This window comes from Burkholderia sp. 572 (assembly GCF_040545135.1).
GTDB classification, from domain to species: Bacteria; Pseudomonadota; Gammaproteobacteria; order Burkholderiales; family Burkholderiaceae; genus Burkholderia; species Burkholderia cepacia.
The window spans coordinates 43,839-59,605 of the sequence record NZ_JBEPLH010000008.1 but is presented as its reverse complement, the minus strand read 5'-3'; the positions used below and the strand labels follow the sequence as shown (position 1 = coordinate 59,605).

The following is a 15,767-nucleotide window of genomic DNA, read 5'->3' as shown; positions in this document are numbered from 1 at the left end:
GGACACGCAGCGTTCAGAACGCGCGCCGGCCTACGGCACGCGGACGCTTTACCTACTGGACACAAACCACGGCACTGCCCGCCGCGCAACGAGCGATGCGCGGCGGCGCCTCCGGATAGCGGAGGACAAACGGATCCGCCCGCGCGCGGCAAGCGCGCACGGGCGGCAAAGACGTGATTGATTGTAGACGGATTCGCAGAACTCCGACTTCGGCCGAACGGCCATTTGGCACGCAAACGAAGCGGGCAGCCCTAATGTAGCGGCTACCGAATAACCCGACCCAGCCCGACCCACCTGTGAACCATGGTTGACATACCGCAATCAATGCCCTACAGTGCGCCTACGTTCAGCATCCGGACCACCGACGTCTTCGACGCATGGTTTGCCGGCCTGCGGGATCGCGTCGCGAAGCGCCGCATCCAGGCACGCATCGACCGCCTGTCGATGGGCAATCCGGGCGACTGGAAATCCGCGGGCTCGCCGGTCGTCGAAATGCGGATCGACCACGGCCCCGGCTATCGCGTCTACTACGTCCGGCGCGGAACGATCTGGGTCATCCTGCTCGGCGGCGGCGATAAATCGACGCAACAGGCCGACATACGCGCCGCGCACGCGATGCTCGCGCACCTCGACATGGAGTAATCGATGGACAAGATCAGCACCCGGCCGTGGGACTCGGCCGACCATCTGAAGACCGAAGACGACATGGCCGACTACTTCGAAGCGTGCCTGCAGGAAGCCGGCGACGATCCGGCCTTCATCGCACACGCGCTCGGCGTGATCGCACGCGCACGCGGCATGTCGCAGGTCGCGCGCGACGCGGGCCTGTCGCGCGAAGGGCTGTACAAGGCGCTGTCGCACGACGGCAACCCCAGCTTCGGCACCATCCTGAAGGTCATCAAGGCGCTCGGCCTGCAACTGCACGGCGCGAAAGCGCATGCATGACGCGCGGGCGCGGCCCGTCGCACCCTCCGCGCCCTCCCGCGATATCCGTGGCCGCGTCAGTGCAGCCAGCCGGCTGCCCAGCGCGGCACCAGCGACACCAGATACAACCCGAGCCCGATCAGCCCGCCGACCAGCGTGCCGTTGATGCGGATGTATTGCAGGTCCTTGCCGATGTTCAGCTCGATCTGCCGCGACATCTCGCGCGCATCCCAGTTGCGCACCGTATCGCGGATATGGCGCATCAGGAAATCCGCGAAATCCGGCGCCATCTCGTGCACGGCCCTCTCGACATGCTCGTTCAGCGATGCACGCAATGCCGGACTCTCCGCCAGCCGCGCACCGAGCCAGCCGCCGAGCGTCGCCGCCTGCCGGTGCAGCGCCGAATCGGGGCGCGCGAGATCGGCCTTCAGCCACGCGCGCAACTGATCCCACAAGTCGCGGACATACTCGTTGAACGCGGCGCCGTCGCGAACGTAACGCTTGATCTCCTCGCCCTTCGCGATGAACGCGGGATCGTGCTTCAACCGCTCGGTCAGCCGCACGACCGTCCGGTCGAAGCGCTGCCGCAGCTCGTGCTCGGGGTCCGCCGCCACGCCTTCCAGCACGCGGCTCACCGCGCTCGCGAGCATCCGCGCGCCGTTCTCGCCGAACCACTGCGTCGGCATGATCTTCTCGACCTTCGGGTACTGCGTCTTCAGCCATTCGACGATGAAGCCCGCGATCACCTCGCGGTTTTCTTCCTTGTCGAGCACGTCGACCACCTGTTCGATCGCGTCGTCGAGCAGCACCTGGTGGCGGCCGTCCTTCGTCAGCGTGTCGAGGATCGCGCCGGCCGATTGCGACAGGTCGACCCGGTCGATCACCGCGCGAAACGCATCGTGGACGAACGACTGGATCCGCGCGTCGTCGGTCATGTCGAGCGCGAAACTCATCAGCTTCGTCACATAGCCGCCGAGCGCGTCAGTGTTTGCCGGCTCGCCGAGCCACGCGCCGAGTTTCTGCGCGGGATCGTGCTGGCGGATCTGCGCGGCGAGCGCGTCGGGGCCGAGGAACTTCTCGCGCACGAACACCGCGAGGTTGTCGGCGATCTTGTCCTTGTTCTTCGGAATGATCTCGGTATGACGCGATACGAACGGGATCGGTACACGGCGGAACAGCGCGACGACCGCGAACCAGTCGGCGAGCGCGCCGACCATCGCGGCTTCGGCCACGGCCTTGAAGCCGTCGACCCACGGGCCACGCGGCAGCAGGATCGTCGTGACGAACACCGCGACGGCGGCCAGCAGCAGCCACAGCGCGCGGCGCTTGCTGCGTTTCAGTTCGAGGGCTTTGTCTGGCGTCATGGCGGCAGGCGAATCGGCGATGCCGCTAATATCCCCGATTTCGCACCGGCCGACAAACGCGCGGCATGAAACGCGACGGCCCCGCGCGATCGCCGCCGAGCATGACGTCACCCGCCACGTCGCGCAATCGTCCGGCAAACGCGCGGCCGGCGACGTCGTCGCCGACGCCATCCGTCCACCGCGCCCGCCATACTCGCCGCGCCTGCCGCCGTTACAGGAACGTCTTCAGATTCACCGTCGGATCGGCGAGCTTCACCGGATCGGGCACCGCCCCCGCCGCGATCAGCCGGCGCGATGCGCCGATGTCGCGCCCCTGGTTCGCCGCGGCCGCCGCGACGATCCTGCCGTCGTCCCCCAGCCCGAACACGGTGAACGGCCCGTTCGCCGGATCGCCGCGCACGACGATCGTGCGTTCGCTGCCGAACAACCCGAGCATCTGCAGGTTGCAGTCGTACTGATCGGACCACAACCATGGCAGCTCGGCATAGGTTTCGTCGGCACCGAGCAGGTTCGCCGCCGCGACAGCCGGCTGGTTTTCGGCCACCTGCCACGATTCGATCCGCACGTGACGCCCGAGCAACGGATTGAAGTGCATCGTCACCTCGCCCGCCGCGAAGATCGCGGGATCGACCGTACGACAGCCCGCGTCGACACGTATCCCGTTGTCGACATCGAGCCCCGCTGCGTGCGCGAGCTCGACATTCGGCACCACCCCGATACCGACCACGACGAGATCGGCCGGCACGTCGCCACGATCGGTCTCGACGATCGCGCCGCCACCCGGCGCGCGACGGATCGCGCGCGGCAGCGTCGCCATCCGGAAGACCACGCCGCGTGCGTCGTGCAGCCGATGCGCATACGCGCCGACGACTTCCGGCAACGCGCGCTGCAGCAGGCGCGGCGCCGGATCGATCACCGTCACGTCGCAACCGAGCTGGCGCGCCGCCGCCGCGACCTCGAGGCCGATGAAACCGCCTCCGAGCACCGCCACGCGGCGCCCCGGCGCGAGCTGCGCGCGCAACGCACGCGCATCGTCGACCGTACGGACGTAATGCGGCGTGACGCCTTCGTCGATCTCACCGGCGAACGTGCGCACCCGCGAGCCCGTCGCCAGCACGAGCCGCGCATAAGGCAGCGTTGCGCCGTCGTCGAGCCGCACGCGCAACGCATCGCGCTCGATCGCCTCGACGCGCGTGCCGAGCCGCAGCTCGATGCGCTGCGCGTCGTACCACGCGGCATCGCGCACGAACGCACGCTGCTCGCCGCCGTCGCTCAGCAGCGCATCCTTCGACAGCGCGGGCCGGTCGTACGGCAGCTCGCGTTCCGCGCCGATCATCACGATGCGCGCCGCGGCGTCGCGCTCGCGCACCGCTTCGGCCGTGCGCCGCGCCGCGTGGCCGGCGCCGACGATCACGAACGGATCAGCCGACATTGACTTCCACCTGCCCGTCGACGATCCGGATCGGATAGGTACGCACCGGCTCCGTGATCGGCGCGCATTTCGGCGCGCCGGTGCGAATGTCGATCAGCCCCTGGTGCAGCGGGCATTCGACGCAGCCGTCCTCCACATACCCCTCGGACAGCCGCGCATGGCCGTGCGTGCAGAGATCGTGCATCGCGAACAGTTCGTCGCCGATCCGGAACACGGCGATCGGCTTCTGGCCGGCGACGCGCGCCGCCGGTTCGTCTTCGGAGAATTCGTCGAAAGCGCCGAGCGGATGCCACTCGGCGAGCGTTGCTTCAGTCATGACTGTTCCTTGCTTCCGTATCAGATCGGGGTCGCGAGCAGCGTCTGCACGCGCGACGTGTCGTAGATCACCCGCTTGGTCTTGTAGCGCAGCCCGTTCGGCGTGCGCACGACCGTGTCGTAGTACTTGCCGGCCTGGTACACGTTCGACTCGCCGTTGCTGCGCGTCTGCACGACGACGTAGTTGCTCTCGGTGTCGATCTCGCCGTCACGTTCCGCGACGATCGTCAGGCCCGACGTCATGTGCCGGTACGTATGCTCTTCGTAGATGTTCGCGTGCCGCAGCGACACCACGCGGTCGCGCAGCATCCGCTGGTTCGTGCAGTGGACGATCCCGACCGGCAGCCCGAGGTCGGCGTTCTCCTTCGGCACGATTTCGTACGTGCAGTCCTCGGTGAACATCGTCGGCCATTCCTCGAGCCGGTTGTTGTCGAGGTGCCCGATATAGCGGTTCTGGAGCATGTAAATCTCGAACCACGTCTTCATGTCTTCCGTCAGGTTTTCCATCGTTCCGCGCTCCCGCTTCAATAGCCCATCAGCTTCTGGTAGCCGACCCAGAACTTGCGGATCAGGCTTTCGGTGATCACCGTGTCCTGCTGGTCCGGATTGCCGCGCGACATCTCGATCACCGACGTCGCGTCGCCGTCGCGCACCGTGCCGCGCTGCACGAGCTCGGTCGCCTCCGTGTCCTCCATCGAGATATAGCCGGCCGGCCCGACGAGGTTCGCCTGCTTGATTCGCAGCGCGCGCAGCTCGGGCGTATCGTCCGCGTAGCCGAAGAAGTGGAAGATCAGCTCGAAGTTGTCGGGGCCCTTCGGCAGGATCTGGCGGGCGACCAGCGTGTTGTGGATCTGCTGGATCACGAGCTGCGGGAAGATCGGCTGGATATGGTTCGTGCAGTCCTCGTCGTATTCCGACACGAGATCGAGAATCGATTCGTCTTCCAGATGGAAACCTTCGTCGAACGAGCGAATGTTCTGCTGCTTGTACGCGGCCGACGTATCGTCGCCCGTCTTCGTCACCGTGATGATGCTGTGCAGCCCGTGGTTCGCATCCGGAATCGAGCGCGCCTTCATCCCGACGCGAAAGATGTTGAAGGTCGTATGGAACAGGTGCAGCATGCTCGCGTGATACGGGTCCTTCACGTTCTCCATGTACAGCTTCCAGTTCGACTTCGAATACTGGCGCGTGCAGCCGAGATACTCGATCGGCTTGTGGAAGATCCGGTCGATCCACGGGCGCATCTGCTCGCCGAGATAGTCGGGCAGCGGCATCACGTCGTCGCTGAAGGTGGCGAACACGAGCCCGCGATAGCTGTCGACACGCAGCTTGCGCAGCCCGTGCTGCTTCGGGTCGAAGTCGGCCGGCATCCCGGACATCCCCTTCTGGCCGCGCCGGAACGGCACGCCGAGCAGGTTGCCCGCGTTGTCGAAGCTCCACTGGTGATACACGCACGTATGCGAGCTCGCGTTGCCGCGCGACTTGCGGCACACCTGCGCGCCGCGGTGCGCGCAGCGGTTCACCCACGCGGAAAGCGCGCCGTCCTCCGTGCGCGTGACGACCACCGGCGTATCGCCGACGAACGTGCTCTTGAAATCGCCGGCGTTCGGGATTTCCGCTTCCAGCGCGACGAAGTTCCACGTCGGGCCGCGAAAGATGCGTTCCTGCTCGCGTTCGTAGACGGCCTGCGAGCTGAACACCTTGTACGGCACGCGCGAGCCGTCGTCGTGCGGAAAGCTCACGTCGGACGCGTCGTCGCGCGAGGCGAACACGACGGGCGATTCTGTCTGCTCCATGTCGGACTCCTTGTGGTTCCGTTTCATTAACAAGATGGAGTCCATTTTTGAAAGGCTAATATTCCCCGTCTATCCGGAAAGTGCGATTGCGGCGGCGCAATATCCACTTTCGGCGGATTTCTGAGCTAGCATGACGGCACACACGACCCTGCGCACGATCGCGACCCATTCATCGGATCGAAGCGCGCGTCGCTCATACAAAGGCTGAGGCCCATGTCCCCAACGTCGTTCGAGCCGCTCGCGCTGCGCGCGCACCGGCTGTTCGAATCCCGCGATCTCGACGAGACGCGCGAGCGGATCTCGCGCGTGATGCAGCCGCATGCGCTGCTGCCGAACGGCCGCACGCATGGCGCGTCGCACATGGATTTCGTCCGGCTCGGCGGGCTCGGGATCGGCACGATCGCATTCGGCGACGCGATGCGCGTGCAGGTCGACGCGGTCGACGGCTACTACCTGCTGATGTTCTGCCTGTCCGGCCAGGCCGAGGTGCGCGCGATGGGGCGGCAGCTCGGCGTCGACGGCCAGACCGGCGTGCTGTGCGCGCCCGGCGAGCGCTTCGACGCGGTGCTGTCGGCCGATTGCGAGCAGTTCGTGCTGCGCATCGACGCGGCCACGGTCGGCTCGCTGACGGGCGACCCGCGCGCGACGCTCGACCCGGTGCTGCATGTCAGCGACGCCGCGCTCACCGCGTGGCGCCAGCAACTGATGCTCGTCGCCCGCTCGCCCGAGCTGCTCGAGCGCGCGAACGCGAACCCGCGCGTCGCGTCGCAGCTCGAGCACCTGCTGATCGACCTGCTGATCGAAGGCCACCCGCCGTCCGTGCTGCACGCCTCGCACCGCGACCCCGCGCCGGGCTTCCTGCGGCGCGCGCAGGAGTTCGTGGACGCGCACTACGCGCAGCCGCTGCAACTCGCCGATATCGTCCAGGCCGCCAACGTGCCGGAACGGACGCTGCGCGACGCGTTCCTGCAGTTCCGGGGCATGAGCCCGATGCAATACCTGCGCGCGACGCGGCTCGACCATGCGCGCGAGCTGCTGCGCGGCGCGGCGTCCGACCGGCGGATCGCCGATGTCGCGCTCGATTGCGGGTTTACGCACCTTGGCCGGTTCGCGATCGCCTATCGGGAAAAATTCGGCGAGTCTCCGTCTGAAACGCTCGACGTGAAGCGATAGCGACGCGCACGCTGGCGCGGCCGGTGGCATGCGGCTTGTGGCTTGTGGCTTGTGGCTTGTGGCTTGTGGCCTGCGACTCGCAAAACCAGCGCGGCACTTGCATCGACGCGCGTGACATTACGACACCCCCTCCGCATCCACCGGCGCCCGCCGAAACAGACCGTTAGTTGCGATACTTGAAAGCGGCGACGCCCGTCAGGCCGACGCCCCGATCATCTCCCGCGCAATCGCGCAGAACGCGGCCGTGGCGGCGCTTTCGCCGTGCAGCCGGCGGCTCATGATGATCGGCGACGTCGCGGCCGGCTCCGGCAACCGCCGGTAGACCACGCCCTTCACGCGCACGCCCTCCACGCTCTCCGGCACCAGCGACACGCCGACCTGCGCGGCCACGAGCCCGAGCGCCGTCTGCAGCTCGCGCACCTCGTGCACGGCCGCCGGCACCAGCGCGCCGTCGCGCAGCGCCGACAGCTGCTGATCGGCGAAGCTCGGCCGCGGCGTGCTCGGATAGACGATCAGCGTCTCGTTCGCGATATCCGCGAGCACGAGAGGCCGATCGGGATCGGCGAGCGGATGCCCGACCGGCAGCGCGGCGATCAGCTTTTCCTCGATCAGCGCCTCGCGCACCAGCTGGTCGTCGTCGAACCGCAGGCGGCCGAACCCGACGTCGATCCGCCCGCCCTTCAGCGCGCCGAGCTGTTCGAGCGTGAACATTTCGATCAGCGACAGTTCGACGTCCGGCTGCGCCTCGCGAAACGCGCGGATCACGTCCGGCAGCGCGCCGTACAGCGTCGACGGCACGAAGCCGATCACGATCCGCTCCGACAGCTGCGCGAGCCGCCGCGTCAGCGGGCCGAGCTCGTCGGCCTGGTCGACGAGGCGCTTCGCCTGCGCGTAGAACACGCGCCCCGCATCCGTCAGCTTCAGCGGCCGCGCGCCGCGCTCGAACAGCGGCAGCCCGATCTCGTCCTCGATCGCCTGGAGCTGGCGGCTCAGCGGCGGCTGCGTCATGTGCAACCGCTCGGCCGCCCGCGTGATGTTCATTTCCTCGGCGACGGCGATGAAGTAGCGGAGCTGGCGCAATTCCATTTCATGCCTCAAAGGTATGGAAGTAGTCGGAAAGAGTGTTGGACGACGCGGGGCGGGAATTCCTACCATGTGCACCAACAGGAGGAATCGCATGATAGCAACTGCCGCCACCATCGAACGCATCGAGACTTTGCTGGTCGACGTGCCGACGATCAGGCCCCACAAATTGTCGGTCGCCACGATGAATTGCCAGACCCTCGTACTGGTTCGCGTTCGATGCACGGACGGTATCGAAGGCGTCGGCGAGGCGACGACCATCGGCGGCCTCGCCTACGGCGAGGAAAGCCCCGAAAGCATCAAGGTCAACATCGACACCTATTTCGCGCCGCTGCTGCAGGGCATGGACGCGACCCGCCCGGGCGCCGCGATGGCGCGCGCCCGCAAGCTGTTCCAGGGCAACCGCTTCGCGAGGTGCGCGATCGAGACCGCGTTGTTCGACGCGCAGGCGCGCCGCCTCGGCGTGCCGCTGTCGGAACTGTTCGGCGGCCGCCGGGCCGACGCGGTGGACGTCGCATGGACGCTCGCGAGCGGCGACACGCAGCGCGACATCGCGGAAGCCGAAGCGATGCTCGACGCGCGCCGCCACCGCGCGTTCAAGCTGAAGATCGGCTCGAACGCGGTCGCCAGCGACGTCGCACACGTCGTCGCGATCAAGCGCGCGCTCGGCGAGCGCGGCGACGTGCGTGTCGACGTGAACCAGGCATGGAGCGAAACCGACGCGATCTGGGCCGGCGCACGGCTCGCGGAAGCGGGCGTGAGCCTCGTCGAGCAGCCGATCGCCGCGACCAACCGCGCGGGGCTGAAACGCCTCACGCAGCTCGCGCAGGTGCCGATCATGGCCGACGAGGCGCTGCACGGCCCCGTCGATGCGTTCGCGCTCGCGCAGGATCGCGCGGCCGACGTGTTCGCGGTGAAGATCGCGCAATCGGGCGGCCTGCAGGGCGCGGCGAGCGTCGCGTCGATCGCGGCGGCGGCCGGCATCGAGTTGTACGGCGGCACGATGCTCGAGGGCGCGGCCGGCACGATGGCGTCCGCGCAACTGTTCAGTACGTTCGACTCGCTGAAATGGGGCACCGAGCTGTTCGGCCCACTGCTGCTCACCGAGGAAATCCTCGTCGAGCCGCTGCGCTACGAGGATTTCAAGCTGCACCTGCCGGCGACGCCCGGCCTCGGCATCACCTTCGACTGGGCCCGCATCGAACGCATGAAGCGCGACGCCCGCTGATCCCCACACGACAACCGAAACCGGAGACACACATGGACAAGCAAGCCATCGACGCCCTGCTGAAGACGTTCGACGACGCCGCGGAGAAGCCCGGCAACCCGCGCGTGCGCGCGATCGTCAACCGGATCATGAAGGACATCTGCTACACGATCGAGGATTTCGACGTGCAGCCGAGCGAATTCTGGACCGCGCTCAACTACCTGAACGAAGCGGGCAAGGAGCTCGGCCTGATCGCCGCGGGCCTCGGCCTCGAGCGCTTCCTCGACGTGCGGATGGACGAAGCCGAAGCGAAGGCCGGCATCGAGGGCGGCACGCCGCGCACGATCGAAGGGCCGCTGTACGTTGCCGGCGCGCCGGAATCGGTCGGCCATGCGCGCCTCGACGACGGCACCGATCCGGGCCAGACGCTCGTGATGCGCGGCAAGGTGCTCGGCCAAGACGGTGCGCCGATCGCGAACGCGCTCGTCGAGGTGTGGCATGCGAACCATCTCGGCAACTACTCGTACTTCGACCAGTCGCAGCCCGCGTTCAACCTGCGCCGTTCGATCCGCACCGACGCGGAAGGCCGCTACAGCTTCCGCAGCGTGGTGCCGGTCGGCTACAGCGTGCCGCCGGGCGGCAAGACCGAGCAACTGCTCGACCAGCTCGGCCGCCACGGCCATCGTCCGGCGCACATTCACTTCTTCGTTTCGGCGGACGGTTATCGTAAGCTGACGACGCAGATCAACATCGAAGGCGATCCGCACCTGTGGGACGACTTCGCATTCGCAACGCGCGACGGGCTGATCCCGGCAGTGAAGCAGGCCGAAGGCGCGGAAGGCAAGCCGTACGGCGTCGACGGGCAGTTCGCGCTGATCGACTTCGATTTCTCGCTGCTCAAGGAAAAGCAGGACGTGCCGGCAAGCGAAGTCGAGCGAGCCCGCGCGCAGGCGTGAGCGGCCTTCCCGTTCGACGAATCGACAACGCAAGGAGTGCAGGATGCTGTTTCATGTGGAAATGACCGTCCGTCTGCCGACGGACATGGATCCGGTCAAGGCGGCCACGCTGAAGGCGGAAGAAAAGGCGATGTGCCAGCGGCTGATGAACGAAGGTGTCTGGCGTCATCTGTGGCGGATCGCGGGGCAGTATGCGAACGTCAGCATCTTCGACGTCGAGAGCGTGCAGCAACTGCATGACCTGCTGAGCCAGTTGCCGCTGTTCCCGTATATGGAGATGGAAGTGCGCGCGCTGTGCCGGCATCCGTCTTCGGTGCGGGAAGACGATCGGTAATTCCCCAGCGGCCCATGCTGCCGGTTACCCGGCACATGGGCCCGCGCGGGGACTGAAACGCCCTGCGTTTGCACGCGATATCAGCTCTCTATCGCCGTCTCCGCAGCTCATCTAGAAGACGCTGACTTCGTGACTTCTCCTGCCACCTGTAGCCCGTTCAGCGACAGATCCATTCGGAGCGGCTTATCCGGATCGAGCTTCTTTTTCTCAATCACCCGCTTCCAATCTCCTGACGCTCCGGGGGCGCGGTACAACGCAACGATCGCCACGTACTTCGTCTCGCGTTGCATGGGCTGCGACAAACTCGACGACGCGCCAGGATTCACAACCGTCGACATATCTGCCTGCAGATCCGGCGCGAGAACAGTCCGATCGCTCTTCAACAGGTCCGCGTACGTTGCTTCATCGAATATCTTGCGATCCTTCAACTGATACACGCGAACGGCCACCGATGTCGCTCGCCCCGCCTCATCCGGATTCAGTGCAGCCCGTGCCGTGAAATCGACATTCAGCACCTTCACCTGCTTGAAAAACACTGCACGATAGGCATTCGACGATGCATCCGAGACGGACTGCCAGGCACCGCAGCCCGACAAAAGCACTGCTGCGGCAACGGTTGCCGCGCTCATTCGATTGAACATGAAGACTCCGGAATCAGATCGTGCGTGGCACGGGATGCGAGTTCGATTGACGTGTCGGAAATGCCTCGTAGACACCGAGCGGGATATCGATCAAGCGCGCGTCCCCGGAGGGCAACACCGTAGTCCAGCCGAGACGCGGCGCAGGATCTGCACGCCCTGCCCCGACAACCGGACTCGGAACGAAGCGGGACGACACTTCCATTCGCAAATGCACATCGGCTTTCACGCCGACATACAACCGAATGAATGCCATCAACTCGCGATGCAACGACGCGCCTGGCAACAGATCATGCGCCTGCTGCACATCGTCAGGCCGCAGCGTCACACGCACCGCACGGCTGCGATACGCGATGCGCCTGCCGAGCACGTAACCCCCGCCGAGACCGACACGCCGGTCGTCCCGTGAAGCTGCAATCGCCGCGCGTGTCGACGTCAGGGGTCTCGGCTGGCCGGCGCTCGTCTTCACAGCCCAGAACTCGTCGACGCGAACGCCGACGCGCGGCGCGGCAAGCGCAATGACGCCGGCCAGCCCTTCGGATGTTCGCGTGCGCTGAATCAGGAGACCGAGCAGCGCCAGCATTCGCGATGCCGGCAAACCGGCGCGCGCGGGCTTGTCGCCCCATCCGAACCCTGCCAGACACAACAGGCTCCGGGAATAATCGTCGACACCGCCGGCCTGAAAACGCTCGGGATAGCGGTATTTCTTCCATGTGCGGTACAGCAGCGTCGCGATGCGATGATTGAACGGGTCGAGAAACGCCTCGACCGCTTCATGCCCCTCTTCGCGAAGCGCGATCTCGTCGATCGTATGCGACGGCATCGCCGCATCGACCCCGTACAGCCCCATGAACGTCGTGCGGATGGTCGGTGGCGCATCGCCATCCTCGTCGTCGATCTCGACCACCGCCATCTCGCCGGCCGGAAAGCCCAAACGAGGACGCGGCCGGAATCGCACCGGCTCGTGTTCCGGCGTATCGCGCGTGCCGAATTCGGGCGCGTCGGGATCACCGGCTTCCAGCAGCCGACAGAACTGCATGAAGCTCATCTTCGGCGCACGCGCCAGCAGGCTCCCGACAATTGCCGGAAGCGCTTGTGCATCGGTCGCTTCGATGCCAACCCGATTGAATGACCGCCTCATAATGCCGCCCTCTGCACCTTGCCGCGCGGCCACTCGGTCCGAAGCTGGGACGGCAGGCTGACGATCGCCAGCTTCGTAAAGAGGTTGATCTCCGCATATGCCTCGAAGAACCGATGCAGCAATTCCCCGAACAGCATCACGTCGCCTTCGCCGGAAAACGCGTGCGAGTCGAGCGTGATCTCGATCAGCACGCCCCGCTCGACCGCACCGCCCGACACCTCTTCGATCAATTCCTGCGACACATGCAGAATGCCCGCGAGCCGTCGACGGTTCAGCTCGTCGTTGGTCCAGTCGTAAAGCGCCAGGGCGCCGCGCAACACTTCCGCGTTCATCATCGACAGGAAGTTCGGCGCCAGATGCGACAACACGCGCCACTGAAAGCGATCCTCCGTCGGCGGATACAGCGGCAACGTCGGCGACACGAGATTACGCACGCCGGCAACACTTTGCGTGCTGACCGCGATCTCGTTGAGACTTGCCTCGCGCAAACCCTTGCGCGGCAACATCCCGTTCGTGCCGGTCACCCGCAAGGACAGGCTCTCCTCCGGAAGCGTATCCATCGTTTCCCATGCATGGCCGCCGAGAATCACCCAGGTTTCGTACAGCCCCGACACGCCGGGACGCACGCGCGTATGGAAATAGCGCTCGGGGGCCTCGTGCCGCAGCATGCCGCCGCGGTGACGGAACGTGACGAACGGCACGTACTCGTATCGTTCGGCCGTATCGTGGTCGAATGTCGCGATCGCATCGACCGAATACGTTTCGACATGCTCGCCCTGATGGCCGGCCGGCACGACGCGATATTCAGTTTCGTGATGATCGATCTCGATCGGCTCGGCATCGAGTTCGAACAGGTTGATGACCGACGTGCAGAACAACCGCACGTTATCCGCGCTGAAACGCTGGTCCGACGGATACGCGTGCTTCAGCACGATTTCGAGTTCGAAGCGGGTCGCACCTTCTGGAAGCTTCGCGACATCAAGCCCGCACAAGTCGACGAACAGGAACTTCTCGCGGAACGTGAAGTACTCGAGCAGGAGCTGATATCCGGAGAACGCAGCATCGGCCTTGGGCCACAGCCGCTCTTCCGTCGAGAAGCCCGCGGGCTCGATCGTGACATCCGCGAGCGGCACTGGTTCACCGTCGCGAATTTCCGGGACGCGCCAGTAGATCGTGTCGACCTGCCTTGTGAGCGCGAGATGCATCGCGAATGCGGTCGGAAGATCCGCGTTCAGATGCACACGCAGGCGCGACAGGTTCGTTTCGTTGCGGAGTGCGGATCCCTCCAATGCGAAGCCGATCCTGATCACCGACCGGCCGTCATGGCGCACGGCCGGACCGGCGTGGGTAATCGTAACCGGCTGAAGCGCGACGGGTTGTGTGGTCCGATACAGACACTGGATCGTTCGCAGCGCCGAACCCTCGACACCGCCGGGCGACGGGATATTGATCGGTGCCGACCTGACGGGTGCGCCGGCCGGCACCACTTCGGTCTTCTGCAGTTTCTCCGCGAACGGCATCAACTCCACGATCGACAGCGACGGAATCATCCGTAGATAGTGCGGCCACAACAGGCTGACGAGCCCTTCGGTCAGTTCGGGCAATTCGTCGTCGAGTTTTTGTCGGAGCCGGCCGGTCAAGAACGCGAAACCCTCGAAGAGCCGCTCAACGTAAGGATCTCGATCACCTACGCGATCGAGATTGAGCAGACGCGCGCGATCGGGATGCGCCTTCGCGAACTCCTTGCCGGATTCGCGTAGATAGCGCATTTCCGCTTCGTAGTAGCGCAGGATGGAATCGTTGTTGTCCATGAGAATCCGTTACGAAAGAGTCAAGGCGCGAGCGGGATCGAGCACGGTGAGTTCGGCCTGCAGTTCAGCAACACGACGCATGAGCGCCGGCTTGTCGGCGTCTTTGCGGCTGCTCATCGTTTTCAATGCCTTGACGAGTTGTTGCTTGACTTCGAACGTCAGTGCCGGCTCCCAGCGCATCAGCGGCAGTGACCGCGACGATGCATCGAGCTCGGCAAGCAGCGCGAGCGCCGCATCGGGACGGCCGCCATGATCCGCCAGCCGTGCCATCACGAGCCGCTGAAGGTAGCGATGCCGATCGGTTTTCATGCCGGGCAGCGCTTCAAGCCAAGCGAAGGCCGTCTCGATACCTTCGCGCGCAGCAAGTTCGCGTGCCTGGGTCTCGATTTCAGGCCAGTCGCCAGCGGCGTCGCCGTCGCTATCCGCGGAGACCGGCAGCGGCGCCACCGTCTCGCCCGCCTCCAGGTCGCGCACGACCGCGTGCCGGGCGATCCATTCGAGCGTCGTGTCGTCGGCGAACGGCGTGCCGTCGCTGAATGCCAGTCGTTCGATGCCCGGAAGTCGTTCGAGAAACAGCGCAAAGTCGGCGCGCAGCAGTTCGCGCCACGCGCTGTACGGCGTGCCGACGTGATCGAGCGCGACATGCTGGAAGTACTGCAGATCGAACCACAGGTGATTCACGCCTTCCATGAATGCGCCCTCGACACGCTCCAGCAACTCGTGCCAGTGCTTCTGCAGCACAAGGCGCTTCATCTGCTGGCGCAACTCGGCGCGCGGCGGCGCCAGACGCGTATGCGATGCGGCATCCGACGGCGGTACGTCATGCAAGGTGTCCCAGCGAACGCTGCGCACGAGGCGCACCGACGGCAAATAGCCGTTTTCCTGATCCCGCAGCCACGTCGACATCGAACGTGCCTGATCGAGCAGGTCGCGCGTCGACGCGATCGCCCCGCTCGACACGGAAACCGAAGCGATCTTTTGTGGCGGGACCACGCCCGGATTCGCACCGCGAGTTGGTTCCTCCTTGCGCTCGAAACGGGTAACCAGCGGCTGCAGATTCGGCCGCGCGGCTTCCGGCCAGTTTCCCGTTTGTTCGACAAGCACGTCGAGCGCAGCAAGCGCACGTTCGAGATCGGCCGGCGCAAAGTCGCCGCGGCTGTCCAGCGTCTCGATCATGCGCGACGTCGCCAGCATTTCCAGCGCCGCCCGCTTCGCCTCGGCCCGCGCGGGCAGCACAGCCTCGCCGAACCGGTCGACTAGCGAAGCAGCCAGTTCGAGTCCGTCGGCAAAGCCGGCCGGACCGTCCTGCCGCAACCTCGCAAACGTGTAGTAGCCGACCAGACGCAGATCCTTCCCGGTTTCCTTGAGCAATTGCTCGCAGGTGCGGATGATCAGGCCATCGTCGATTCCCGACAGCTTGTTTGCCTCGTCCGTCAATTCGAAGAACGCATCCTCGTAGCCGGGATCGCGTCCGCACGCGTGTTCGCCCGGTATCGGGGCCAGCCATGCCGCCCAGGTGGTCTGTCGAGATTCCTGCAGCGAATCAACGCGAGGTCCGCCGACGAGTGTCTTTACGAAATTGGCAAGCGTCAT

The 15,767-nt window shown here is 65.6% G+C and carries 16 protein-coding genes; 6 read left to right on the top strand and 10 right to left on the bottom strand.

The window, feature by feature from the left end:
- The first annotated feature begins 324 nt into the window (after positions 1 to 324).
- Together ABIC51_RS16650 and ABIC51_RS16645 are read left to right on the top strand one after the other, a co-directional pair.
- Positions 325 to 642, top strand: a complete 318-nt coding sequence (locus tag ABIC51_RS16650) for a type II toxin-antitoxin system RelE/ParE family toxin (RefSeq protein WP_167562614.1) — start codon at positions 325 to 327, stop codon at positions 640 to 642.
- Between the two features lie 3 nt (positions 643 to 645).
- A complete protein-coding gene (locus ABIC51_RS16645; protein ID WP_021157290.1) occupies positions 646 to 945 on the top strand; it encodes an addiction module antidote protein in 300 nt (99 codons plus the stop codon).
- A 56-nt stretch (positions 946 to 1,001) separates the two neighbouring features.
- Here the strand turns inward: ABIC51_RS16645 and ABIC51_RS16640 are convergent, their stop codons facing one another.
- The 5 genes from ABIC51_RS16640 to andAc all read right to left on the bottom strand — a co-directional run bounded on the left by ABIC51_RS16640 (position 1,002) and on the right by andAc (position 5,831).
- Positions 1,002 to 2,288: a DUF445 domain-containing protein gene (locus ABIC51_RS16640; protein WP_146252579.1), complete on the bottom strand. Its 1,287-nt coding sequence runs from the start codon at positions 2,286 to 2,288 to the stop codon at positions 1,002 to 1,004.
- Positions 2,289 to 2,499: 211 nt separating this feature from the next.
- The gene (gene andAa, locus ABIC51_RS16635) at positions 2,500 to 3,720 is read right to left on the bottom strand and encodes an anthranilate 1,2-dioxygenase system ferredoxin--NAD(+) reductase (RefSeq protein WP_175862730.1); all 1,221 of its coding nucleotides are present in this window, start codon (positions 3,718 to 3,720) and stop codon (positions 2,500 to 2,502) included.
- Positions 3,710 to 4,036: an anthranilate 1,2-dioxygenase ferredoxin subunit AndAb gene (gene andAb, locus ABIC51_RS16630; RefSeq protein ID WP_006479527.1), complete on the bottom strand. Its 327-nt coding sequence runs from the start codon at positions 4,034 to 4,036 to the stop codon at positions 3,710 to 3,712. The genes andAa and andAb overlap by 11 nt, the downstream gene beginning before the upstream one ends.
- A gap of 20 nt (positions 4,037 to 4,056) precedes the next feature.
- A complete protein-coding gene (andAd, locus tag ABIC51_RS16625) occupies positions 4,057 to 4,542 on the bottom strand; it encodes an anthranilate 1,2-dioxygenase small subunit AndAd (protein ID WP_175855025.1) in 486 nt (161 codons plus the stop codon).
- 17 nt (positions 4,543 to 4,559) lie between these two features.
- Positions 4,560 to 5,831, bottom strand: coding sequence for an anthranilate 1,2-dioxygenase large subunit AndAc (gene andAc, locus ABIC51_RS16620; RefSeq protein WP_059694307.1), 1,272 nt, complete (start codon positions 5,829 to 5,831; stop codon positions 4,560 to 4,562).
- 213 nt (positions 5,832 to 6,044) lie between these two features.
- On the opposite strand from andAc, the gene andR reads away from it, so the two are divergent.
- The gene (gene andR, locus ABIC51_RS16615; RefSeq protein WP_027790986.1) at positions 6,045 to 7,004 is read left to right on the top strand and encodes an anthranilate 1,2-dioxygenase regulatory protein AndR; all 960 of its coding nucleotides are present in this window, start codon (positions 6,045 to 6,047) and stop codon (positions 7,002 to 7,004) included.
- A gap of 195 nt (positions 7,005 to 7,199) precedes the next feature.
- Here andR and ABIC51_RS16610 read toward each other — a convergent pair whose 3' ends face one another.
- On the bottom strand, positions 7,200 to 8,090 hold the full coding sequence (locus tag ABIC51_RS16610; protein WP_060207907.1) for a LysR family transcriptional regulator: 891 nt from the start codon (positions 8,088 to 8,090) through the stop codon (positions 7,200 to 7,202).
- 91 nt (positions 8,091 to 8,181) lie between these two features.
- On the opposite strand from ABIC51_RS16610, the gene ABIC51_RS16605 reads away from it, so the two are divergent.
- The 3 genes from ABIC51_RS16605 to catC are packed head-to-tail and all read left to right on the top strand — an operon-like array spanning position 8,182 to position 10,584.
- Positions 8,182 to 9,315, top strand: coding sequence for a muconate/chloromuconate family cycloisomerase (locus ABIC51_RS16605; protein WP_175898108.1), 1,134 nt, complete (start codon positions 8,182 to 8,184; stop codon positions 9,313 to 9,315).
- Between the two features lie 32 nt (positions 9,316 to 9,347).
- On the top strand, positions 9,348 to 10,250 hold the full coding sequence (gene catA, locus ABIC51_RS16600; RefSeq protein WP_146252578.1) for a catechol 1,2-dioxygenase: 903 nt from the start codon (positions 9,348 to 9,350) through the stop codon (positions 10,248 to 10,250).
- 43 nt (positions 10,251 to 10,293) lie between these two features.
- Positions 10,294 to 10,584, top strand: a complete 291-nt coding sequence (catC, locus tag ABIC51_RS16595; protein WP_027790983.1) for a muconolactone Delta-isomerase — start codon at positions 10,294 to 10,296, stop codon at positions 10,582 to 10,584.
- Positions 10,585 to 10,691: 107 nt separating this feature from the next.
- Here catC and tssJ read toward each other — a convergent pair whose 3' ends face one another.
- Genes tssJ through tssA form a run of 4 tightly spaced genes read right to left on the bottom strand, consistent with a single transcriptional unit; the run spans position 10,692 to position 15,767 of the window.
- Complete coding sequence (gene tssJ, locus ABIC51_RS16590) at positions 10,692 to 11,225, bottom strand: type VI secretion system lipoprotein TssJ (protein ID WP_111939165.1); 534 nt, start codon at positions 11,223 to 11,225, stop codon at positions 10,692 to 10,694.
- A 13-nt stretch (positions 11,226 to 11,238) separates the two neighbouring features.
- Complete coding sequence (gene tssG, locus ABIC51_RS16585; RefSeq protein WP_111939218.1) at positions 11,239 to 12,363, bottom strand: type VI secretion system baseplate subunit TssG; 1,125 nt, start codon at positions 12,361 to 12,363, stop codon at positions 11,239 to 11,241.
- Positions 12,360 to 14,174 (bottom strand): type VI secretion system baseplate subunit TssF, encoded by a 1,815-nt coding sequence (tssF, locus tag ABIC51_RS16580; protein ID WP_175898109.1) that lies wholly within the window; start codon positions 14,172 to 14,174, stop codon positions 12,360 to 12,362. Before tssF ends, tssG begins: the two co-directional genes overlap by 4 nt.
- A 9-nt stretch (positions 14,175 to 14,183) precedes the next feature.
- A complete protein-coding gene (gene tssA, locus ABIC51_RS16575) occupies positions 14,184 to 15,767 on the bottom strand; it encodes a type VI secretion system protein TssA (protein ID WP_175898110.1) in 1,584 nt (527 codons plus the stop codon).